The 24,239-nt window shown below is 33.1% G+C and carries 20 protein-coding genes and 1 pseudogene; 8 read left to right on the plus strand and 13 right to left on the minus strand.

Annotation, left to right across the window (positions count from 1 at the left end; translation table 11 throughout):
- Positions 1-173 precede the first annotated feature (173 nt).
- The 13 genes and pseudogenes from CHHT_RS04855 to CHHT_RS04915 form a co-directional block, all read right to left on the minus strand.
- Positions 174-1,220 (minus strand): restriction endonuclease subunit S, encoded by a 1,047-nt coding sequence (locus tag CHHT_RS04855; protein WP_176318068.1) that lies wholly within the window; start codon positions 1,218-1,220, stop codon positions 174-176.
- Entirely contained in the window at positions 1,210-3,009 is a 1,800-nt protein-coding gene (locus CHHT_RS04860; RefSeq protein WP_034961185.1) for an HsdM family class I SAM-dependent methyltransferase, read from the minus strand. The genes CHHT_RS04855 and CHHT_RS04860 overlap by 11 nt, the downstream gene beginning before the upstream one ends.
- Before the next feature lie 248 nt (positions 3,010-3,257).
- Positions 3,258-3,335, minus strand: a pseudogene (locus CHHT_RS04865) (HypC/HybG/HupF family hydrogenase formation chaperone); the annotation flags it as partial.
- On the minus strand, positions 3,335-4,108 hold the full coding sequence (gene hypB / locus CHHT_RS04870) for a hydrogenase nickel incorporation protein HypB (RefSeq protein ID WP_034961183.1): 774 nt from the start codon (positions 4,106-4,108) through the stop codon (positions 3,335-3,337). The pseudogene CHHT_RS04865 and the gene hypB, both read right to left, overlap by 1 nt.
- Positions 4,109-4,130: 22 nt before the next feature.
- Entirely contained in the window at positions 4,131-4,553 is a 423-nt protein-coding gene (gene nikR / locus CHHT_RS04875; protein ID WP_034961182.1) for a nickel-responsive transcriptional regulator NikR, read from the minus strand.
- 15 nt (positions 4,554-4,568) lie between these two features.
- Complete coding sequence (gene hypF, locus CHHT_RS04880) at positions 4,569-6,785, minus strand: carbamoyltransferase HypF (RefSeq protein ID WP_034961178.1); 2,217 nt, start codon at positions 6,783-6,785, stop codon at positions 4,569-4,571.
- Positions 6,772-8,211 (minus strand): hypothetical protein, encoded by a 1,440-nt coding sequence (locus CHHT_RS04885; protein WP_034961176.1) that lies wholly within the window; start codon positions 8,209-8,211, stop codon positions 6,772-6,774. Before CHHT_RS04885 ends, hypF begins: the two co-directional genes overlap by 14 nt.
- A complete protein-coding gene (locus tag CHHT_RS04890) occupies positions 8,208-8,747 on the minus strand; it encodes a HyaD/HybD family hydrogenase maturation endopeptidase (RefSeq protein WP_034961174.1) in 540 nt (179 codons plus the stop codon). The genes CHHT_RS04885 and CHHT_RS04890 overlap by 4 nt, the downstream gene beginning before the upstream one ends.
- A complete protein-coding gene (gene cybH / locus CHHT_RS04895; protein ID WP_034961172.1) occupies positions 8,747-9,424 on the minus strand; it encodes a Ni/Fe-hydrogenase, b-type cytochrome subunit in 678 nt (225 codons plus the stop codon). Before cybH ends, CHHT_RS04890 begins: the two co-directional genes overlap by 1 nt.
- Before the next feature lie 10 nt (positions 9,425-9,434).
- Positions 9,435-11,156: a nickel-dependent hydrogenase large subunit gene (locus CHHT_RS04900; RefSeq protein ID WP_034961170.1), complete on the minus strand. Its 1,722-nt coding sequence runs from the start codon at positions 11,154-11,156 to the stop codon at positions 9,435-9,437.
- A 3-nt stretch (positions 11,157-11,159) separates the two neighbouring features.
- Positions 11,160-12,311: a hydrogenase small subunit gene (locus CHHT_RS04905; RefSeq protein WP_074898767.1), complete on the minus strand. Its 1,152-nt coding sequence runs from the start codon at positions 12,309-12,311 to the stop codon at positions 11,160-11,162.
- 338 nt (positions 12,312-12,649) lie between these two features.
- The gene (locus CHHT_RS04910; protein WP_167540843.1) at positions 12,650-12,967 is read right to left on the minus strand and encodes a branched-chain amino acid transporter permease; all 318 of its coding nucleotides are present in this window, start codon (positions 12,965-12,967) and stop codon (positions 12,650-12,652) included.
- 9 nt (positions 12,968-12,976) lie between these two features.
- Positions 12,977-13,642 carry an AzlC family ABC transporter permease gene (locus CHHT_RS04915; RefSeq protein ID WP_034961168.1) on the minus strand — a complete coding sequence of 222 codons (666 nt, stop codon included), beginning with the start codon at positions 13,640-13,642 and terminating at the stop codon, positions 12,977-12,979.
- Positions 13,643-13,883: 241 nt separating this feature from the next.
- On the opposite strand from CHHT_RS04915, the gene CHHT_RS04920 reads away from it, so the two are divergent.
- The 8 genes from CHHT_RS04920 (at position 13,884) to CHHT_RS04955 (ending at position 24,221) form a co-directional block, all read left to right on the plus strand.
- On the plus strand, positions 13,884-14,573 hold the full coding sequence (locus tag CHHT_RS04920; RefSeq protein WP_034961165.1) for a response regulator transcription factor: 690 nt from the start codon (positions 13,884-13,886) through the stop codon (positions 14,571-14,573).
- The gene (locus CHHT_RS04925; protein WP_034961161.1) at positions 14,563-15,978 is read left to right on the plus strand and encodes an ATP-binding protein; all 1,416 of its coding nucleotides are present in this window, start codon (positions 14,563-14,565) and stop codon (positions 15,976-15,978) included. Before CHHT_RS04920 ends, CHHT_RS04925 begins: the two co-directional genes overlap by 11 nt.
- A gap of 95 nt (positions 15,979-16,073) precedes the next feature.
- Positions 16,074-18,131, plus strand: coding sequence for a cytochrome c (locus CHHT_RS04930; protein ID WP_034961159.1), 2,058 nt, complete (start codon positions 16,074-16,076; stop codon positions 18,129-18,131).
- A 54-nt stretch (positions 18,132-18,185) separates the two neighbouring features.
- The gene (locus CHHT_RS04935; protein ID WP_064019760.1) at positions 18,186-18,965 is read left to right on the plus strand and encodes an FKBP-type peptidyl-prolyl cis-trans isomerase; all 780 of its coding nucleotides are present in this window, start codon (positions 18,186-18,188) and stop codon (positions 18,963-18,965) included.
- Between the two features lie 28 nt (positions 18,966-18,993).
- Complete coding sequence (locus tag CHHT_RS04940) at positions 18,994-19,674, plus strand: 4Fe-4S dicluster domain-containing protein (protein ID WP_034961551.1); 681 nt, start codon at positions 18,994-18,996, stop codon at positions 19,672-19,674.
- Between the two features lies 1 nt (position 19,675).
- Positions 19,676-20,647, plus strand: coding sequence for an NrfD/PsrC family molybdoenzyme membrane anchor subunit (gene nrfD, locus CHHT_RS04945; protein WP_034961156.1), 972 nt, complete (start codon positions 19,676-19,678; stop codon positions 20,645-20,647).
- A gap of 18 nt (positions 20,648-20,665) precedes the next feature.
- Positions 20,666-23,368, plus strand: a complete 2,703-nt coding sequence (locus CHHT_RS04950; protein ID WP_172506184.1) for a cytochrome c biogenesis protein — start codon at positions 20,666-20,668, stop codon at positions 23,366-23,368.
- 10 nt (positions 23,369-23,378) lie between these two features.
- Positions 23,379-24,221 (plus strand): cysteine-rich Sel1 repeat protein, encoded by an 843-nt coding sequence (locus tag CHHT_RS04955; RefSeq protein ID WP_034961154.1) that lies wholly within the window; start codon positions 23,379-23,381, stop codon positions 24,219-24,221.
- Positions 24,222-24,239 lie beyond the last annotated feature (18 nt).

A 24,239-nucleotide genomic window follows, 5' to 3' on the forward strand; every position in this document is an offset into this window, starting at 1 on the left:
AAAATTTGAAATTCCAATCTAGAATTCCTAGAAAATTTGCTATAATTCCTGCTTCAAAGGATAAATGCTAGATTGTGCTAACTTGATGTGTTTTGTTTTAGCGACTTTAGTCTGCTATATTTGTTTATCAGTTAGTGCTTAGAGTTCGTTATCCTTTGGTTTTTAGTCCTTTATCACTTCTTTTGTAAGACTATATTTTTGACTAAATAGCTATCCACACCTTTTATACACTCTTTACTAATAGCTTTTATGAAGTTTTCCATAAAATCAAAATCTATTTCGCCGTTTTGGGTTGTTGGTAGTTTGATTTGAATATTTTTCGCTATACTCCAATGTCTAGCATATCCTAAATTTGGAATTCCTTTTTGCCAAATAGTAATTATAAACAAAATAGATTTTATATTAAAATTTTTTGGTTCTAAAACTTTTACATTATCAGCTACACAAAAATCATTTTTTGCTATGTTAAAAGCTCTCGTGTGGTCTCCAAAAATTACAAAAAAAGGTTTTTCATTACTAATCGTAAAAGCTGGAATTTCATTACAATATCCACAAATACCACCATTTTGACTTTCTGCTGAATAAATAGGGAATTTCCCATTTTCTACACTATCTTTTTTGCTTAATTTTTGTGAAGTAGTTTTAATATCAAACAAATCCCCGATTTTAAACTCTTTCCAGGTTTTAGAATTTAGCTCATACCCCCCCCCATTTTGCTTTTTATGCTTGTAGAATTCTAAAATTCCACGCTGTTTTTGTTCTATTTTATCAATAAAATTTTCCATAAAATCAAAATCAGGTTTATTGTTTTTTATAGGCAATTTAATTTGAGCTACTGCTATTTTTGATGAAACAAAAGCATCAATATAATTATAATTGCTAGAAAGAGAGTTTATTATAGAACAAATAAAAAGAGCAATTTTGCGATTAAATTTAATTTTAAAATCATCTTTTAGATATAGACGATATATTTTATTGCCTGTAAGAAAATCTTTTTCTTGATAAAAAGCTTTTGCGCTTTCAGCACCTATTATAATACAATTTGCTTTATATAATGTTTCTTTTGTATCAATATATTGGGTTATTCCATTATTAAAAATAGTTCTAGCTACATAAGGAATTTGTCCATCATTATACAATTTTGGATTATGATATTTTGAACATTCTATATCAAAAATATCACTTATTCTAAACTCTTTCCACTCGCTACTATTTATCATCTTTTTTAGCCTTAAAAGTAAAAGTAAAATTCTCGTTATCTTGCTTTATATCGCTATCATAAAGCAGGCTTTCTAGCATAGTGTTTTCAAAGTCTTTTTTATCTATTCCGTTTTCAAAAAGCATGTAGTCTAACACTACTTTTTTAAAGTCTTTTTCGCTTATTTCAAACTCTGGCTGTGGCTCTGCGTAGCATAGATTATCATTTGGGCTTATCCATTGACAGCTATCATCGCCACTTTGTTTATAAATCACATCCACCCAGTAGTCCTCTAAGGTTTGCTTCCAAATGCCTTTGCTGTCTTGGCGACCTTGATTTTTGATAGTTTCTAAGCCGTCTTTTTCTATATAACAAGCAAAAATAGGCTTATTGTTTTGTGGCTCGTGAGCTTTGAAAATAAAAATAGAAGTATCGCTATGACCTTTATTTGCTCTAAATAGCTCTGGTGGTAATTTTATTATTTTTAAAAGCGAGTGCTTTTTTAGCCATTTTGTGGCTAAATTTTTCTTTACTACTAATTTATTGCTAGGCAAAATAAAAGCACAAATTGCGCCATCGTTTACATTGTTTAGCACATTTTCTACTATTAAGCAACAGCCAAATTTTTCTTCATAAGGCGGGTTCATTAGCACCCTTGTAATGCCTTTTTCTTTTATCCATTTAGCTATTTCATCACTTCTAGCATCGCCGTGAGTTATGTTTGTTTTGCCATCTTTGTGTATTATCATATTCGCACAAGATAGAGCAAAAAGCTCTTTATCAAATTCCACACCAAAAAGCTTTTCGTTTTGAATTTGTGCCAATTTATCCTTTACATTTTCGCCGCCGATTTCATTTATCATATTATTCATAGCTTTTACCAAAAACGCACCAGAGCCGCAAGTAGCGTCTAAAACTTTATCTTTATAGCTAGTGGCTGTTATGCGATAAATAAGGCTTGTAATGTGGTCTGGCGTAAAAACTTGACCTACTTCACTTTTACCTTTGTAACGAGTAAATTCGTTAAAAAATATACCCATTACATCCTCGCCGTTCCACTCGCTAGATTTTATAAAACCTGAAATTTTAGCCACATCATCTATAAAATCATTTATAGCTTTTTGATTTTCTGTGTAGTTGAAATTTATAATATTAAATTGTTCTTTTATAATATTTAGTTTTATATTTTTAGCTATTTCTGCGCTGTATGATTTTTCTAGCGTTTTTATAATCTCACTTCGCAAAGTTTCAAAATCTCTGTTTTTTAGGCTTTTTAAATCTGCTCCATTTTTATCTGCCACCAAAGCACAAGCTGTAAAAATCATTCTATGTTTTAGATTATTTATGCCAAAATTGCCGTGTAAATTATCATTTATTGACTTTGTAAAATTATAAATTGCTACTTTATCAATACTAATGTTATTAAATAAGTTAAGATAATAATTTTTATCAAAAAGTTCTGTGGTTAAGCTATAAAGCTTCTCATCTTTATAAACAGCTACATCAAAGCCATTATACGAAATTCCAACTACATTTTTATATTTTTGTCTAGCGATTTCAATGTATTTTTTGATTTGTTCATCTTTTTTGATAAGGTCAGTTTTGCTATTAGCGCATTCTAACACTATAGCTGGGTGCGTGGTGTCCTTTGGAAAATACCAGCCATCAGGTTTATTTGGATTGCCTTTCCAATAATTTTTGTCTAAATTATTAAAAGTAGTTTGCTGACCTACGCCAGAAATTGCATTTTGTTCATCATAAAAATTCAAAAGCTCTCTTGCTTTATCTCTTACTTTATCTTCTTCGCACATTTTGTAGCCTTGATTTTTTTTTAAAAACTAAGATTATAGCTAAATTTTTTAAGCTATTTGTAAAAAATAAAATTTAGTTATGGAATTCTAGTTTCTAAAATTTTTGGAATTCCAAATTCTAAAATTTCTAAAAATATAAAAAAGAAAACCCCCGTACCCCCAAGAAAAAGATACTAATAAATTCTAGAATTCCCTAGAAATTTACTTTTTTAGCAAGGCTTTTTGCTCAGCGATAAACTCTATCCATGCTTAACACCAAGAGTATCAACTATGGCAAAATTATTCTCATCTATTGATATTACTTTTGATGGTATGCTAAGACACATTATCTAATCTCTTTTTTAAATTTAATATAATTTATCCATTTATCAATTCCAGCCCCGCTCTTGCTATCAACCTCTATAATATCAACCTTTGGATTTAGCTTTCTAGCTTCTTTTTTAACCTCGTCAATATTAAAGTCAAAATGCTCTAAAAGCGAAGTTTTAGTGATAATAACTATATCAGCAGCCCTAAACATAACAGGATATTTTGCTATTTTATCGCTCCCTTCTGGCACGCTGATTAAAACAGCATTTATATGAGCGCCGACATCGTAACTTGCTGGGCAAACAAGATTACCTACATTTTCTATAAATACAAAATCAAGATCATTTAAAGGTAGATGATGAAGTCCTTCATGAACCATAAAAGCATCTAAATGACAAGTCTGCCCAGTAGTGATCTGGTGTGCCGCAGCTCCTGTTTTTCTTATCCTATCTGCGTCTTTATTTGTCTCAAGATCACCCTCTACGACTCCGATTTTAAAAGAGCCATTTTTTATAGTGGCTTCTAAAAGAGTTGTTTTTCCAGCTCCTGGGCTACTCATTAAATTTATACAAAAAATACCTTTTTCATCTAAATGAGCTCTATTATGCTCTGCTTCATTATCATTTTCTTGCAATATTTTTGTTATAACTTCTACTGTCTTTTTCTCATTTAAAGCAGGATGAGAATGCTCGTGAGAGTGCCCACCAGTATGCTCGTGCGAGTGAGTAATGCCGCCATGGGTATGTTCAAGTGCACTATTTCCCATACTGCAACCACAATCTTTACACATATTTTATCCTTTAAATTTATATTTAATGTTTTGGCACTGCTGCTCTAGCAAGTTTTGAAAACTTAACACCTTTAAGACCAGCAATACTGTCGCTAAAAGCCTCTATTTCTTTAGCTTTACCTTTTAAAACCATATTTTCCAGACAATTATGATGATCTATATGAATATGATTCGTACATATAATATTTACGCTAGCATCATGTTCTATACTCATTTTTTTAGTCATTAGATCACCTTGATGATGATCATAAACTATAGTAAGGACACCTATGAGATCTTCTTTTTCATTTGACCAGCTATCTTGTACTATCTTTTCTCTAATAAGATCTCTAGTAAATTCGCTTCTACTAGCGTAATTTTTTGTCTTTATCATCTTGTCTAATTCGTCCAAAAGCTCTTCTGGCAAAGAGACACTAAATCTTATAACCTTATCTTCTTTATCCATCATACAACCTTTTTACTATTTATTTGAATTATAACCCAAAAAGTTTAAACCATAGTAAATTTGCCCCATAGCCAACCCTGAGTCATTTGCAGGCTCATCTTTAGGTAGATAAAACGTAATGCCCGCTTGCTTTAAATTTGATATCGTCTTAGTTAGTAAAGCTCTATTTTGAAAAACTCCACCACTAAGAACTAACGGCTTTTTATACATAAGCGCAACGTTTAATATAAGATCGGCTAAACCGTTTATAAATCCGGTCGCCAAAACTCTTGGACTGCCACTTAAAGCATTCAAAAACACGTCTTTATAAGTTATAACGTCATTTTCTATCTCAAATTTATATGAAATATCTAAATTCTCATCATACAAAGCTTCTAAGCTCATAGCAGCCTGCGCATCGTAACTTACAGTATCTATCTTAAGAGCTAAGCAGGCAAATGCGTCAAATATACGTCCAAGCGAGCTTGTTTTTACTAAATTTATATTGCGACTTAGTACCTTGTCTAAATTTAAAAGAGTTTTCTCATCAAATCTACTTTTAAATTCCGGCGCATCGATATCGTACTTTCTAAGAATTGCATAAGCCAAATAATATATATTTTTGATAGCCTTATCACCGCCTATAAGCTCAAACTCATCAAAATGTAAGATCCTTTTATAACCCTTTTGATCACATAAAAACAGCTCTCCACCCCAAATCTCTCCATCATCACCGTAGCCAGTGCCATCAAACGCTACTCCAAGTACTTCACTACTAATATCATTTTCTATCATTACACTAAGTAAATGCGCCCAGTGATGTTGGGCTTTATATAGCTTAAATCCTTGCTTTTCAAAATACTTTGTGTGTAAAAAATGTGGATGTAGATCGCCGATTATAAAGTCAAATTTAAAATCATAAGTTTGGCTAAATTTCTCAACTAAATTTAGAAATCTTTCAAAAGTAGCTATATTTTTTAAATCCCCGATATAAACAGAGCTAAATATCAATCCATCTTTATAAATAGCAAATTGATTTTTAAGCTCACCACCAAGAGCCAAAAAACAGCCTTTTTGACTAAATTTAGAGCGGATTATTTTTGGTTTTATACCCCTTGAAGTACGTATCCATTGAAGTCTATCATCTGCAAAAAAAGCGATACTATCATCACTTGGATTTATGATCTCTCTATCATTGTCAAGGATGAGATGAACTACGCCTCCTAGCTTTTTAACTATATCTATGGAATTTGTAATGATAGGCTCGCCGCTGATATTTGCGCTAGTTGCAACGATAGGGAAATCTATATATTCAAAAAGCAACAGATGAAGAGCGGTAGGAGCTAAAAATATTCCTATTTTTTGAAGTCCTGGCGCAAGCTCTTCTGGAAGAGCATTTAAATTTGAAGCTAAAACTATAGGCTTAATGTTTGAGTTTAAAAGTTCTAACTCTTTTTTACTAAATTTAGCATATTTTAATGCCATTTTTTCATCTTTACACATAAGCGCAAATGGTTTGCTTGGGCGCTGTTTTTTTTGTCTAAGAGTTCTTAAAACTTCGCTATCATCGGCTCTACAAACAAGATGAAAACCACCTATTCCTTTTATGGCTATGATCTTACCTTTTTTTAGCCAAGTAGCACATAGTTTTACCGCCTCTTCGTTTTTAGCCAAAATCTCTTCACTCATATCTTTTAAATAAACTTTTGGTCCGCAAGCATTACAAGCTATGGGCTGAGCATGATAGCGACGGTTTAAGGGATCTTTATATTCAGTCTCACACTTATCACACATTTTAAAGTTTTTCATAGTAGTGTTTTTGCGATCATAAGGCAAGGATTTGATGATAGAAAATCTAGGACCACAGTTCGTACAGTTTATAAATGGATGATGATAACGCGGATTAGTATGGTCATAAAACTCGGCTTTACACTCATCACAAATAGCAAAATCAGGAAGTATCGGGTTTAGTTTTTGGGTAAATTGTGAATTTACTATCTTAAAAGTATCAAATTTAAGCTCACTATGTAGTACTTTGAAATCATCAATCCTAGCAAGTGGCGGAAGTTCGTCAAATATAGCCTTGCAAAACTGATCGCAAATTTCATCTTTAGCGTAAATATCTATTTTAACACCTTCACAGTCGTTAAAAACTCTACCAAAAATCCCAAATCTAAGAGCAAGATTGTATATAAAAGGACGAAAACCTACGCCTTGAACTAAACCAAAAACTTCTATTCTAAGAGATTTCAAGAGGGTATTGCTCGCTAAATCTCGTTTTATAGTTTGAATTTGAATATTTTAAAACTAAATTTGCTATGGTTTTATGGCTAAAAAGTTCGCCGCTAAGTAAGAAATTTTGACATTCAAACTCATCTTTGATGATATCTCCAAAATCACTGACAAAAAAAGCCAAACTTTCAAAACAACCAAAACTAAGATTTTTAGGCTCTGCCCCGGCTAATCTAAAACTCATAGCAGAACGTATCAAAGCAATGACGTCAAATTCATTCTTACTTTTCATTTTATAGTCTATCCTTACGCCTTTTGAGCCTCCAAAATCTCTAGCAAAGTCAAATAACTTTCCATCAAAGCCCAAAATCTCATCTAAAATAGTATAAATAGAATAAAAGTTGTTTGGCAAACTAAACTTACCACTAGGTAAAAGAAAACTTTTTTTATAGTTTTCAAGCAGTCTATCTCCACCATTAAACGTAGCTATTTGCTCATAAATTTCTTCATAGCTTTTTGGAATACTGAGTTTAAACATATCAAACTCATCATTCCCCTTATAAACCTTGATAAAATCATCAAATTTATGACTAAAAAATAGTCTTGCTACGGTAGTATCCAGTAGACCAAATTCTTTTAGCATAAGTCCAAAAGTGGCTAAATTTTTATCACTTTTAGAGCCGATAAAATCCAAATCCTCTCTTTGTAAAAACTCACTATTTCTTACTATCAAAAAGCTATCATCTAAAACATTTATCTTAAACTCGTTTTGGCTTGATTTTACTTTTAAGAAATTTATACCTTTTGAGTTTAAAATGCTAGCTATCTTATAAATATTTATATCCCAAGCCGCTCTTACATCAAAAAACGTCGGTGTGTTTTTATGATTTGTTTTGAAAATAGCATTTGTTTTTAGAGATAAAACAGGTTTTTCAAAACTAGCTAATGCGATCAATGATTTTTCATCAACAACAAAGATTTTAGGAAGCGTATTTAGGTTTGTAGGCAAAAGATAATCCGCATCAAAACTATCGAATTTAGATATCTGAACACCTTCATATATGATACTTTCTCCATTTTCTATACGTTTTATAGCTTCATTTATAAATTCATCATCACAACCAAAGCCAAACTCATTTTTTCCATTTTTTAAAGATTTTGGAGTGATATTTTTAAATTTAAAATCAAAAATTTGCTCTTGATGAGATGGCAAATACTCAGCTACTTCAACTTTACTAGATTGTAAAAATATAGAGTGAGGAACTAAGGGAAGATACTCATCGCTAAATTTACCAAGCTCTTCATCTGTTCCGCTAACATAAAGTCGTATTATGTCTTTTTCGTAGTTTAAAGCATACTGCAAAGTACTTTGTTTTGCCCAAAAATCAAGAAAAAAAGCCAATGTCTTTAGACTACAACTAAATTTAAACTCAAAACAAAGTATCAAAACTGCTCCTTTTTCCAATCATTTGCGATATCACTAATGCTAAAATCAGCTACTTTTTCATATTTAAAACCGAGACTTTCTAAGTGTTTTAAAATAACTTTTTGCATGACCAGAACGCCTTTTTTTATCTCATTACTTAGCTCAAAACTCATAGGATCTATCCGTTTTGGAATTATGCCTAGAATTTTTGTTCGTGGTCTATCACCAACCAAATCCATCATTTCAAGCGTTTGTAGCATTTCGATTTCATGTGCGGAACCAGACCAATTTATACTTTTTGGCATATCTTCAAAATCAAAAAAATACACATCTGCGATATTTGCTTCATCAGCGTCTATGCAATCTACTACTATGACGTGATCAAAATCTGCTATGATAGGACTTAGCAAGTTTGCTAAAGTTCCACCATCTATGAAAGACAATGTATGCTCTGGGGATTTAAATTTGAAATTTTTTTCTATCATTTTGGTAAAATGAACGCCGATACCTTCATCGGCGAACATTACATTACCAATTCCTAACACAAGAACGCGCATTAATCTTCTTTAGGAAATTTATAACCGCTAACTATGGCGTCCATAGCACCGTTTTTACCTTTTATAGCATTATATATAGCCATATAAACATGAACTAAAACAAATATCATTATGATCCACATAGATATATGATGGACGACTCTAACATTTGCAAGTCCTCCCATCCACGCTTCTACAGCACGCATAGGATCATAAAGCAATCCGCCAAGCCCCTCATGATATACATGTACGTATAAAATAAGACCTGTTAAGCAGATCACGAAAAGTATTATATAAAAGAACAGATATGATACAAACTGTAAAGGATTGTAAGTACCTACTAAATGTGGATGTTTGCCCATAAACATATAGTATTTTATTTGATCTATCCAAACTTTCGGACTTAAAAAGTCTTTCAAGCTTACTCTTTCTATGTGACTTTTTTTGTCAAAGAAAAATAGATATAGCTTAAATATAAAGCAGCCTATAAGCACAAAACCGACTATTTGATGCACTGCACGCCATTTTGCATTCATAAAATTTGTAGGTTCGCTTGTGATAACCGGACTAACAAATACATAAGCTATATAAAAACCACTCACTATAAGAAGAACTATAGAAATAGCTCTTATCCAGTGAGTAAGTCTAAGTCCTATGCTAAACTCATATTCGGCGATATGTTTTCCATTATCTTTCATATTCGCTCCTTTAAATCAAATTCGGATTTACTTTATATTCACTTAGCTTATTACCCTTTGTATCCATAACGTGAACAGCACAAGCTATACAAGGATCATAAGAGTGAATTTTGCGAATGATTTCAAGTGGTTGTTTTAGATCTGCTATCTTCATACCGACTAGGCATGCTTCATAACTAGCCATCTCTCCTTTTGAGTCTTTTGGACTTGCATTCCAAGTAGATGGAACTACTGCTTGCCAGTTTTCTATGACGCCATTTTTGATTCTGCACCAGTGACTAAGCATACCGCGAGGTACGTTTCCTATAAATCTACCTTTGTATTCTTTATTATTATCTATAACGTATTTTGCACAAGTTGTTTGATCTACTTTTAAATTTTCAATCAAATTTTTAAATGCTACTAAGGCGTTATCTGCTACTATCTTAGCCTCAAGCATACGGCAAGCCGTTCTTCCTAGAGTTGAGAACACAGCAGTTATAGGAAGTCCCGTATCTTTTAGGAATTTATCTACTACAGGAACTACAAGTTTGTTTCCTTTTGCATAGTTTACTACTATATTTGCTAGTGGTCCAACTTGCATAGGTAAGCCATCATATCTAGGAGCTTTTATCCAGCTATATTTACCTGTTATATCAAATACTTTACTATTAACCATTTCGCCTTTTGCATTCATAGTTTGAGCATCTTTTAGTCCTGTGTAATTCGGCTCTGTTTGTCCATCATAGGGATGAAGTGCTGCGCTCTCTTTATACCAAGAACGAGTTGCTTCTTCTGTTATTTTGCTCTCATCTACTTCAAAAACTTTGCCAACATCGCCGTTTAAGATATAGCCACCATCAAATAAATAATCATTTACTCCTACTTGGAAGTCTTTATAAGTCATCAAATTCGGAGTTCCTACGTCATTTAGAACGCTTGGCTCACTAGCATAGGCTTTGCCAGCCATAACAAGATCTGGATAATAAGCACGGTTGATAAAATCAGCCATTTCTCCAAATTTAACCATATATTCACCAAATCTTGCCGGATCTTGTAGATCCATTATACAAGTCACACCGCCAACTGTTAAGCTTTGTGGATGAGGCTGTTTAGCACCGAAGATAGCCATAGCTTGAGCTATAGTTCTTTGAAGTCTTAAACACTCTAAGTAGTGGCTAAGAGCTATAAGATTTTGTTCTGGAGTAAGTTTATAAGTAGAGTGTCCCCAATACGCATTTGCAAATGGTCCAAGATTTCCTTTTTCGACAAATTTTTTAACCTTATCTTGAACTAATTTTAATTGATCCGCACCACAAGCATAAGGAGTATCACACCATTTAAACGCTTCTTCGCTAGCTTTTTTAGGATCTGCGCTAAGAGCACTAACAACATCAACAAAATCAAGTCCGTGAAGTTGATAAAAATGCACAGGGTGATCGTGTAAAAATAAAGCTGCGTTCATAAGTGTTCTAGTTAGTTTAGCATTAAGTGGAGGAACTATACCCAGAGCATTTTCAACAGCTTCGATTCCTGCTCTATAATGAGAAAATGTACAAACACCACAAATTCTTTGAGTCATAAATCCAGCATCCCTTGGATCTCTACCTTTTACGATAGTTTCTATACCTCTCCAAAGAGTTGAGCCACTATAAGCATCTTTTACGACATTATTTTCATCTACTACTACTTCTATTCTAAGGTGTCCTTCGATTCTAGTTATCGGATCTACTACTATTCTTTGTTCGCTCATACATTACTCCTCATCTTTTTTAGCTGTTGATATTAAAGCGTGTGCTGCTACTGCTACACCAGTTATCGCTAAAACACCTATACCGATCTTATCTGTTATAGCGTCTGCTCCAAGTCCGTCAAATACCGTATCAAAAAGTCTATCCCCAAGCGGTTTTTCAAACGGTCCCATTGTATCCCAAAAATCAGGTTCACTACAGCCTATACAACCATGTCCTGCTTGCACCGGCCAACTTGTATGTTGGTTAAATCTCTCACGTGAGCAGTTATTAAAAGTATATGGTCCTTTACAGCCTACTTTGTATAAGCAATATCCTTGTTTAGCACCCTCATCACCAAATTCTTGCACGAACTCACCAGCATCAAAACGACCACGTCTTTCACAAAGATCGTGAATTCTAAGCCCATAAGCCCATTTTGGACGATTATAAACATCAAGCGCAGGAAGACTTCCAAATAGCAAGAAATTTAACACGTTTCCTACTATATTTTTCTCACTTGGAGGACAACCAGGTACATTTATAACAGGCTTATTTGTGATTTTATAAAGAGGTTGTGAGTTTGTCGGATTTGGACGAGCAGCTTGGATACCACCAAAACTAGAACAAGTTCCTATGGCAAATATCGCTAAAGCATTATCGCTAGCATGGATAGCATGTTCTCTACCAGTAGTTCCCTCTGGTCCGACTGTTAGATAAAATGCGCTATCTCCATCATGAATTCCGCCTTCTACCATTAGAACGTATTTGCCTTTGTATTTTTCAATAGCATGTTCTAAATTCTCTTCTGCTTGCCAACCAGCAGCAGCCATAACTGTTTCGTGGTATTCTAAACTAATATAATCAAATATCAAGCTATCAATTGTAGGCGCATCGCTTCTTAAAAGACTTTCGCTACAGCCGGTACATTCAGCCATATGCAACCAAATAACTGGAAGTCTATCAGCAAGCTCTGCTGCTTTTGCAACACTTGGCGCAAAACTAGCAGGAAGTGCCATCATGGCAGTCATTGCTCCTGCCCATTTCATAAAATCTCTACGAGTGAAGCCGTTTTCTTTCAAAACAGCCATTATAGAACTATTTTTTTTAACTTTAGGCATCTTTGATAAAGCGTCTAACCTATCTTGTATGGTATTTAAGAGTTTATGCTCAACCATAAATTCTCCTTGGAATTAAGATTAAATTTATCTACAATAAATTTTTAACTTTGCTATTCTACACTTATTTATCTTAAAGTAATTAACAAATATTTTTTAATTATTTAATATAAAAATTTATTAAAAATTGTAATATTAAATTAAGTTTAGTAATATCTAAATGATAAAATCCCCTATTTTACAGGCTTTGTGATTAGTATAATTAAAATCTATAAATCAATATTTTAAAATAAATTTAAATAAAATAATTAGTAAAAATATAATAAAATATCATATTTGTTATATTTTTTGCAAATATTAACTCATATTTAATATATAAAAATGGCTATAAATATAAATTAACTTAGCATTCTAACTAACAACATATAAATAATAGTCGGAAGTACTATACTAAGAAGCGAGTTTTTCTTCCAAATTTGTAAAATAAAAACTAAAATCAAACAAAATATCGCAGCAGATCCTAGACTATAAGTAGAAAAGTCCATATTTATTAAAGCATAGATCAGTAAAACTACCATTATTATCAAGCTTATAGTTTTTTGCAAATATAGCAAAGTTTGATTTTGGGTACGCTTTTTAAACATCCAGTACGGCAAAAACCTAGTTAAAATAGTAGCAAATCCAGCTATCAAAATATATGGCAAGTATTCCATCATAAATTTCTTTTAATTAAATTTTTTCTTAAACATCAACAAAATAGCAGCTCCAGCTATAAGCGAACCAAATAAAAAATAACGCTCAGGAAATATAAAAAGTCCGACGATAGAGCAACCAAAACCTAAAAACAAGACTTTAGTGTTTGGATTATTTTTAAAAATTTGATATATCAAAACTGCAAAAAGCGCAACCAAACTAAAATCTATACCTTTATATGATATATTTAAATTTGAGCCAAGCAATGCACCAAAATTTACGCCGAAAAACCAGTAAATTTGATTTAAAAATGCAGTTAGGTTAAAAAGCAAATTTTTATTTTCGTCTATGTTTGATTTGCGAGCTTTTAGCAAAGCAAAAGTTTCATCTGTCAAAGCATAGATAAAATAAATACGATTTTTTAGCTGATTTATCTCTCCAAGTAACGCCATAGTATAGAAAAAATGCCTAAAATTCAGTAAAAACGACACTATAAAAACATCAACAAGAGATGCGCCTGTGACTATAAACGCGACTAGCACAAACTCTACACTTCCTGCGTAAATAAATATAGGTGTGAGGCTCATAACCCAAAGTGGAAGCCCAGAGCTTATACCATAAAGCCCGAAAGCTATACCAAGAGGAACGTATCCCATCATAACTGGGATAGTTGATTTAAATATTTCAAATTTAGACAATATAGTTTCCAATAATTTTTAAAATCGCTAATTCTATAGAAAATAAGCTTTGCATTCAATAAATATTTATATTAAAGTATAAATTTGCATTATCATTAATAAATAACGCTATTTTACGCTTTAAATTCATAGTTGCACTATACTAATTATTTTAAATTTATTTAAGATAATTGCTTTTTAAGCTTTCGGGTGTTAAGATTCTAAAATTAATATTAAAAGAATAAAAAAGTAAGTAGCATATATGAAAAATTCGGTTATATTAGAAGTTTTGTCAAATAAAAAGGTGTTATGCTTAGAAGACGAACCAGTAATACTAAGAAATTTAACCGAATCCCTAGAACTGTTTTTTGGCGAAGTAGTAAGCGTAAAAGACGGACTTGAAGCACTCGATGAAGTTATGACAAATTCATATGATGCCTTGATACTAGATATAGAAGTTCCAAATATAGATGGGATAGAGATAGCTAAAAAAGTAAGACAAACTGATCAGAAAATCCCTATAATCATACTTTCAAGCCACAATGAACAAGAATATTTATGGAGAGCGATCGAACTCAAAATAACAAAATATCTCTCAAAACCTTACAGTAAAGAAACATTTTTAAAAGCTTTAGAACAGATCGCCTTAGAATTGACTGGATATGTAGTGATATATAACATCAATGATGATCTAAAATACGACTTTAGCAAAAAAATCATTTATAATAAAAATGAAACTCTACATCTTTCAAAAAGCGAGAGTAAGCTCTTAGAATACTTTTTAAAAAATAAAAATCAAACGATAACCTATGATCAAATATCTGAATATATGTGGGATTTTGAATCACCCGGAAAAGATGCCATAAAAACCATCATAAAAGATCTAAGGAAAAAAGTCGGTAAAGATCTGATAAAAAATTTATACGGCATAGGGTATCTGTGTGAGATATAATTTTAAATTCCTAATATCTTTATTTGTAGTTTTATATATCATAATGACTGTTTTAGTTTTTAATTTTTACATAGGTCTAGCTTTGAAAGACGCAAAACAAGGAGCGCTTTATATACTAGATACTACAAACTCTGTGCGCGACTATATATCAAACGTTCAAAGACCAGTCATCAACGAACTAAAAGAAAAAAAGCTTTTAAATGATGATTTTTTTGATCCACGACTAATGTCTGCTTCATATATAACAAAAGAAATTTATAATATACAAAAAAACAAAAGAAAGGTTGATTACGAGTACAAACTGATAACTTCAAACGTCCTAAATCCGATGCGCAGGGGAAATGAATTTGAAAATAAAGTCCTAGAAGGATTTAAAGATAAAAAATACAGCGAATACTCAAAGATCATTTTTGACTCTAACAATTCTCTATCGTATTTTGTCGGACTTCCAGTAGCTGGATTGCAATCATCTTGCTTTGAGTGTCATAGTACAAATAGCCTACCAAAACAATATACAAATTTAACGAATTTTGATGGCAAGATAGGCGACACTGTAGCGATGATCTCTTATACTATACCTATTAAAAGCATTTTTACATATCATATTAAAGAATTTATAATAAGTGGATTGATAATTTTTATTTTCTTTTCATTATATATATTCTTTATTTATAAGATGTATATAAATGATAAAAAGCTAAAACAACAAACCGAACTTTTAATGATAAACCAAAACAGACTTGCGCTTATGGGCGAAATGATCGAAAATATATCTCATCAATGGAAACAGCCATTAGCACAGATCAGCTCTATCTTGATAAATGTAGAGCTATACTCTCAAAGAGATACACTTACCAAAGAAAAGTTAAACGAAAATATCAAAGAAACGCAAAAACAAGTAGAATATATGTCCGATACCATCGATGATTTTAAAAACTTTTTCAACCCAAATACACCAAAAAAGGAATTCACAAGCCAAGAAGCTATAAATCAAGCTTGTAAGATTTTAGGCTCATCTCTTAGAAAATACGGGGTAAATTTAGAGATCGACATCAAAAATAACTTTACTCATTTTGGTAATATAAATGAGATCATACAAGTCATCATAAGCATCATAAACAATGCAAAAGAGGCGTTTTTAGAGTCGCAAAATAGAGATAAAATGATCAAAATAACTTCATTCTTGCAAGACGATACGCGCAATATCTCCATAGAAAACAACGCTGGCAATATAGATGAAAAGCTGCTTGATACGATATTTAAACCACATTTTACTACAAAAAAGACCGGCAACGGGCTTGGTCTATATATGAGCAAAATGGTAATGAAAAAAAATAAAGGACAAATTTCTGTTAAAAACGTAAATAATTCTGTAATATTTACAATTATTTTTTTTAATTCATAATTCATTAAATATCTCTCTTTTTTACCACTTTTTATTGTTAGTATTCAAGATGAACAAAATTTTGATTTTGGATTCAAATTTATGAAGGAGAGCAAATGAAGAAGTTGAATAAAGCATTGCTTTGTTTAGCCGTTGGCATTGGTGTGTTTGGCTCATCAGCCTGTGGCGCCGAACACGTTATGCAGATGACCAAAGAAGCACAAGCTGTCATTGCAAATCCAAAGGGAACTTTGGAAAGTAGAGGCGTCGTTTCATTGCAAGACTACATTGTAGAAGAGCAAGAAATGTATAATTGGCTATTTAAAAACCATCCTATTTTTTCAAAATACGGCGGTAAAACAGTAGGAAAATTGGTCGTTGGAGACCGTGGACACGAATGGCTCGCAGAAGGACATGGATATGATATGTCAAAAGCTAGCAAACGTGAAAACGGTGAAGGACTCAGCTCTATGATGTATAGGATAGCTTCAACATCTACGCTAATGTTTCCTAACAAATTTATAGGCCCTGAAAAATGCGGCGAGTGTCACCCTGCACAATATGAAGTTTGGAGTAGATCTAGACACTCAACTACCATCCGCTTCCCAGGAGAACATCCTGAGTTCAATAACAACTTAACTGAACCAGTATTTGGCGCAGATACAGCTCCTATCTTACCAAAAGGTATAACTCCAGATGTAGTTTATGCTACTATAGGACACGTAAGAACTAAACTTGGCTACATTGATGCATGGCTACTTCGTGGAACATATCACGTTGAAGGCGGTTTGCTTAGAGACGGAACAGGTCAAATCGTAGCAGGTAGCAATCAATGGCAAAGAACATGGGCTTTAAATATGACTCCAGAAGTAGTCAAAAAAATCAGAGCTTGGATACCTGAGTTCCCTGAAAAACTAGAAGACTACGGCTCAAACACAGGATATGTAAGAGGTCTTGCGTCATACGCTGCAAAATATAAAACACAAATGTCTTTTCAAGCAAATTCATCATACTGTGAAGTTTGTCACCCTGTAAAATTTGACTTTAAGAGCAAAAAAGATTTCTATAATGCACTTGGTAATGCAAAAGAGCTTCAAAAACATACCATCTCTAAAGCTGTAAGCTGTGAAGAGTGCCATGGCGCAGGCGGACACTTAGATGGAGGAGTAGGACTTCGTACATCAAACTGCGAACGCTGCCACCAAAGATTTAACTACAGTCCAGATCTTGCAAAAAATCCTATAAATGCAGGAAAATTAGATCTATCTCTTAGTTCTAAATTTAAATCAATGGGACCAGGATGCGGTAGTGAGGGCTCACAAACATACTTTACAGCTCACTATGATAAAGGAATGCGTTGTGCTACTTGCCATGATCCTCATGATGTAACAGGACCAGTTGTAGGAGATAAAACCATAAAAGGACTTAACTATAACTCTGAGCAAGGCTATTTAAGTTCATTATATACTAAACCAAAAATTAGAAAAGATTGTAAAGATTGTCACAAAGAGCAAGCTTACATAGCTTCTAAAGCAGATACTCATAGTAAAAATAGTTGTGCATCTTGTCACATGCCATTTATGATGAGTTGTGAAAACTTCTATGCAGTTCAATTCCAAGATCAAGCCGGATTTGATACACAAAGAAGATCACATATATGGAAAATAGATGTAAATCCTACTAGAAAAACACTTGTTGCAGGTGCTGCTTCTAAAGACCCTAGAGACGGTAAAGACTGGTACTTCCAAAGAAATGAAGAAGGACATAACTTTGTCGATTTGATGTGGGCTTGTGCTAGAACATCTTGGGCTGATCAAGATATGGTAGAAACAAAAGGTTGCCATAGTCCTGTAGTTTCAGAACTAAAACCAACTTTACATTTCAAAAACCAACAACAAGTTTATGATGAAGTTATGGGATGGCAAACTCCTGTCAAAGATACCTTAACTCAAGTCAAAGTTGGAATTCAAGGACTTTACTCTATCCTTGAAGTTAAAAAGCTTAAACCAAGTGATAAAACAAGAGTTTATGAGCTAATAGAAAAAGCTCAAGAAACTGTTGATCTACTTGAAAAAGATGGTTCATTTGGTATGCACGGTTTTAAATATACCAAACAAAGACTTGATGCCGCTAAAGAATACATAGGCGAAGCACAAAGAATTATAGGTAATTAATTCATTAATTGGGCTATGAGTTTTCATAGCCCATTAAATTTGAAAGGTTAAGTTATGCAAAAACAACTATTAAAAAGTTTGGCGGCGATTTTTTGTCTAATGAGCTATGCATTTGGTGCAGAGCTTAATACGCAAGAGCAAAAAGAGTCTTATAGTATCGGAGCATCAACTGGCAATTACATATCAAACCAAATTTTTCAACAAGGACAACTTGGGGTAAAATCAGATATAAATGCCGTAGTACAAGGCTTTATAGATGCTCTTAAAAAAGAGCAAAAACTAACAGATGAAGAAGTGATCTCTCTTTTAAATTCAAGAGCAGATAGATTAAACAAAATAGTAGAAAAACAAGCAAAAGAAGAATTAGATAAAAATTTAAAAAACGGTAAAGAATATATGGCTAAAAATGCCAAAAATACAAAAGTTAAAACTACAAAATCAGGACTTCAATACGAAGTCATAACTCAAGGCAAAGGTGATAAACCAAAACCCGAGAGTATCGTTTTGATAAATTATAAAGCATATTTAACAAACGGAAACGTATTTGATGATACTTACGCGAAAAAATCTCCGGCTCATCTTTCGATGATAAACATCATAGATGGATTAAAAGAAGGCCTATTGCTCATGAACACCGGCTCAAAATATAAAATAGTGATACCTAGCGAACTTGCTTATGGTAATGATGGTATGGAAGAGATCCCAGGTGGCTCAACCGTGATCTTTGAAGTTGAACTTTTAAAAGTCCTAAAACCGGGCGAATTAGCAAATAGTGCAAAAGCATTAGATCAAAGTGATATGAAAAACTTTCATGACACAAATAAAACAAAATAAATCCTTGCTATGCGCAGATGGAGGAACTATGAAAAATAGAAGAACTTTTATAAAATATCTTGCCACCGGCTGGGTAGGTTTTGGCACGCTTAGTTGCTCAAATTTATTTGCAAAACAATCAAACGAGCAAGATAAAAAGGTATATAAAAAAACGCACTTTGGAATGATCTTTGATCAAAACAAATGCGTTGGCTGTACTGATTGTGAAAAAGCCTGTAAAAAGGTAAATTTAGTACCAAAAGATCAAATGAGGCTTTATGTAGAGGATAAAACAGATCCTAACAACAAAGCAGAAAAAAGATACGTAAGAGTATCTTGTCAGCAATGCGTTGATGCACCTTGCGTAAAAGTCTGTCCTACTAAAGCTTGCCATAAAGATACCCTAACAGGTATAACCACAACAAATATGGATGACTGTATAGCCTGTAAATACTGCATAGTCGCCTGTCCTTATGACGTTCGTTTTATAAATAAAGAAACAAAATCAGCCGAAAGCTGCAACTTTTGTTTAGATACAAATTTAAAAAACGGGCTTGAACCAGCTTGCGTAGAAGCTTGTAAATATGATGCTTTGGTATTTGGTGATCTAAATGACGAAGAAGCGCATATAAGCAAACTACTAAAAGTAAAAGATAGCGTTAGAATGAGACCTGAGTGCGGTACAAATCCTAGTTTGCGCTATATTCCTGTAGTAAAATTGGGGGTGTGATATGAATGGAGCTATAAATTTTACCTATACGTTTTCTCACGGCATTGAATGGGGCTGGCCGATAGCAGTTTATCTTTTGTTAGCCGGAATGTCTGGAGGAGCCTTAATAGTAGCTATCTTAGTAAGATATTATAAAAAACAACAAAATATCACGTCGCTATATAAAGCAGCTTCGTTGCTTGCATTCATAACGATAATGCTTGGTATGGTATGCTTAGTCGGCGATCTCGAAAAACCGCTATATTTTTGGAAGATACTCATAACTTACAATTTCACTTCGGTTATGTCGATCGGTGTTTTAGCGCTTTGTATTTATATACCGCTTAGTTTTATCATATGTCTTTACGCCTTTGAAAAAGAATTATTAGAAATTTTATCAAAACGTTTTACGTTTTTAAAAGATCTGTTTATAACCGTGATGAATATACTAAACTCTATACGCCCTTTTATAGAGGCTCTTTGCGTAGTTTTTGCGGTCATAGTTTGTGCATATACTGGATTTTTGATATCTGTTTTGGTTCGCTTTCCGATCCTAAATACAGCTATCTTACCTGCTCTTTTTGTGGCTTCTGGGCTTAGCGCAGGAATCGGTGGTTCTAGTTTGATAGCGGCGTTAGGATTTAAAGAGCATCATCACAGCGACGATCTTAAAACACTTCACACTATAGAATGGCCTGTAATGGCTATAGAAATAATGCTTATAGCGATGCTTTTTGTATCACTTATAGTAGGAAGCGAAGTACAAAAAATAGCTAGCGCAGCATTTATGGGCGGAGCGTATTCATCATTATTTTGGGTAGGCGTGATCGGTATAGGATTTTTACTACCTTTAGTTTTAAATTTTGCATTAGGTAAAAAGATCGGCTCATCATCGATAGCGTTTTACATAAGCTCTTTTGCAAGCGTTGTAGGAGTTTTACTGCTAAGGATATTTATTATCTACGCAGGACAAACATATGATATATTTATTTGACGATTTAGGAGAGATAGCATGGAAGTGATTTTAAATTTAAAGAAAATATTAATATCATATAAATTTATACTTTTTTTGCTATTTCTACTTGGTTTAGGAGCAGGCGTTGCGACATTTTTAGAGAGTATTTATGATACGCAAACGGCACAAATTTTAGTTTATAACGCTTTGTGGTATGAGATCTTGATGTTTGTTCTTTCGCTCTGCCTGACGCTTGTCATTATCCATACGAAAATGTGGAAGCATTTTGGAGCATTTGTGTTACACTTAGCTTTTATAATTATTATAATCGGGGCTTTTTTGACTAGGCATTTTGGATTTGAAGGTATCTTGCACATAAGAGAAGGTAATAGTGAAAACGAAATGCTTAGCGTAAAGCCATATTTTCAAATCAAATCCACAAACGACACTTTCATATATCCTTTAAATTTATCAAAACTCGGAGATAACTATTTTTCATTCACCAAAGAGATAAACTCAAAAAAGCTAACTATAAACTTTAGCGCATACGAACCTGCCGAAAGTAAAAATGAACGCTCTACTTTGGTAGTTGAAGCTTACTTCGACAAAGAAGAACCAAAAACGATAGATATAAAAGGCGGTCCTGGATGGTTTGGTGAACCGCATATAGTTGATTTAAACGGCGAAAATATAGAGCTATCATGGGGTTCTAAGCTCATCGAACTTCCTTTTTCTATAAAACTTGTTGATTTTAAGCTAGAAAGATATCCTGGTTCAATGAGCCCATCTTCTTATGCTAGCGATATCGAAATTTTAGATAAAAACAAAGAAAAGACCTTGGATTATAAGATCTTTATGAACAATCCTTTGAGCTTCGAGGGATACAAATTTTTTCAATCATCATACGACACAGATGAGATGGGAACTATATTAGAAGTAAATAAAGATCCGGGAAAATGGCCGACGTATTTAGGCTATCTTCTTCTTTGCGTAGGATTCATAGGAAATTTCTTCACCAAACAAAGTAGATTTTTAAAACTGATAAAATTCGTAAAAACAGCGCAAGTTGCCATTTTAACACCTTTTATTTTATTTGCTTTTTTAAGTACAGACCTAAAAGCAGATGCTAAAGACTTAGAGCAATTTAAACAAAACACGGCAAACCACGCTACAAACAACTTTTCTATGCTTTTAGTACAAGACTATATGGGTAGGATAAAACCTATCAGCACAGAAGCACACGAAATCATAAATAAGATAAGTATGCAAAACTCACTGTTTGGGCTAAGTCCTGAGCAGATTATCCTTGGTATGAGCACAAATCCGGCTCTTTGGCAAGACCTAGAGATCATAAAAATAAAAAACAAAGAGATAAAAAGATTATTAAATTTACCAGACGATAAGAATTTCGTTAGCTTTAAATTTATGTTTGATGAAAACGGTTATTATAAACTATCAAAAGAAGTAGATAGAGCAAACGAAAAAGCAGTCTCAAAAAGAACTACTTTTGACAATGAGATCATCAAATTCGATGAGAGACTAAACATCGCTTATCTTACGTTTAAGGGAATTTTCTTTAAATTTATACCTATTCCAGATGATGAAGAGAACAAATGGATCTCTCCAAACGACGCATTTAGCGATGATAGGATAAGCATAGAAACAAAAAGCATACTAAATGATTATTTTACAGGATTGCAAGAAGGTATCGCTAATAACGAGTGGCAAAATGCGAACGAAGCTCTAAGCAAGCTTCAAGAATATCAAAAAGTAACTTCTAAAAATATACTTCCAAGCGATATGCAAATACACATAGAAGTCATTTATAACCATTTATCTATATTTAAGAATTTAGTCTATTTTTACCTTATTTTAGGTTTATTTTCTTTATTTGTCGGACTTGTTTCGATATTTTTATCAAAACATTCTTCAAATTTAGAAAGACTTATATTTGCTATTTTTGTATTTGGATTTTTATTTCACACTTTGGGGTTAGCACTTAGATGGTACATCTCAGGTCACGCTCCATGGAGTGATTCTTATGAGTCTATGATCTATATCGGCTGGTCGGCTGCGCTTGCTGGAGTAGTAGTTTTTAGAAGATCTATGCTGACTTTAGCAGCTTCTTCTTTGCTAGCGGCGATAGTGATGTTAGTAGCTCATATGAGCTTTGTAAATCCTCAGATAACAAATTTAGTTCCGGTGTTGAAATCATACTGGCTTACGGTGCATGTTTCTGTTATAACCGCAAGCTATGGATTTTTAGGACTTGGAAGCTTACTTGGTATCATCGCGTTAGTTTTAATGATATTTAAAAACGATAAAAACAAAAAAGAGTTAAATTTCCAGATAAGTCGTATCGCAGCTATCGATGAGATATGTCTTATTATAGGAATTTCTATGCTTACAGTAGGAAATTTCTTTGGCGGAATTTGGGCGAATGAGAGCTGGGGAAGATACTGGGGCTGGGACTCTAAAGAGACATGGTCTTTTGTATCTATCATAGTTTATGCTATAGTTTTACATCTTAGATTTATCAATGTATTTAACAATGTTTATACGTTTTTAGTAGCATCAGTTTTTGCGTATCTATCTATCGTAATGACGTATTTTGGAGTAAATTTTTATCTAACTGGAATGCATAGCTACGCAGCTACAGGAGAGGCTCCACAAATACCAAATTTCGTATATTTTATACTTATTAGTTTAGTACTTATAAGTATCCTTGGCTTTAGAGGGCGTGGTATCAAATCAATATAAAGGAACAAAAATGAAAAAAACTCTGATAACGGTATTAGTTTGTATGACATTTGCTCATGCTGGTTTTATCAAAGACGGCATAGAAGCTAAGCAAAACGGCGATCATCAAAAATTGATAGAAATTTACGATAACGCTTGTTATAAAGAAAAAAAAGCTTCAGGCTGTTATAACCTTGGGGTATTGTATTTCGAAGGAACTGGCAATGTAGAAAAAGACTACAAAAAAGCTATAAACTTATATGAAAAAGCGTGTAAAGAGAACTTTGCTCTTGCTTGTAATAATCTTGGCTATGCATACGAAAGCGGTTCTGGAGTAGATCAAAACTTTACAAAAGCGATTGAATTTTATGAAAAAGCGTGTAAAGACAATGAGGGATGTACTTCTTTAGGACTTCTTTATGCAAATGGAGCAGGCACAAAAAGAGATATACAAAAAGCTCTTGAGCTATACACAAAAGCTTGTAATTACGGCGATATGATGGGTTGCAATAACCTAGGGTTTTTATATATGGAAGGTTTAGGAGTTCAAAAAGACTATAAAAAAGCAAAAGAGTATTACGAAAAATCTTGTGCCGGCGAGATAGGCGTAGGATGTGATAATCTAGGCTTTTTATACGCTTTTGGAAATGGCACCAAACAAGATTATAAGAAAGCTGCCAAGTACTATGAAAAGTCTTGTTCATTTGGCTATTATAAAGGTTGCAATAACCTAGCCATTATGTACGCTGAGGGAAAAGGTGTCAGAGTAAATAATGAAAAAGCAAAAGAGTTATTTCAAAAAAGTTGCGATAACGGCCTTAAAATAGGATGTGAAAATTTAAATTTTCTAAACACGATCACAAAATCAAAGTGATCTAATCTAAAGGAGCAA

Source organism: Campylobacter hyointestinalis subsp. hyointestinalis (assembly GCF_013372145.1).
Taxonomy (GTDB): domain Bacteria; phylum Campylobacterota; class Campylobacteria; order Campylobacterales; family Campylobacteraceae; genus Campylobacter; species Campylobacter hyointestinalis.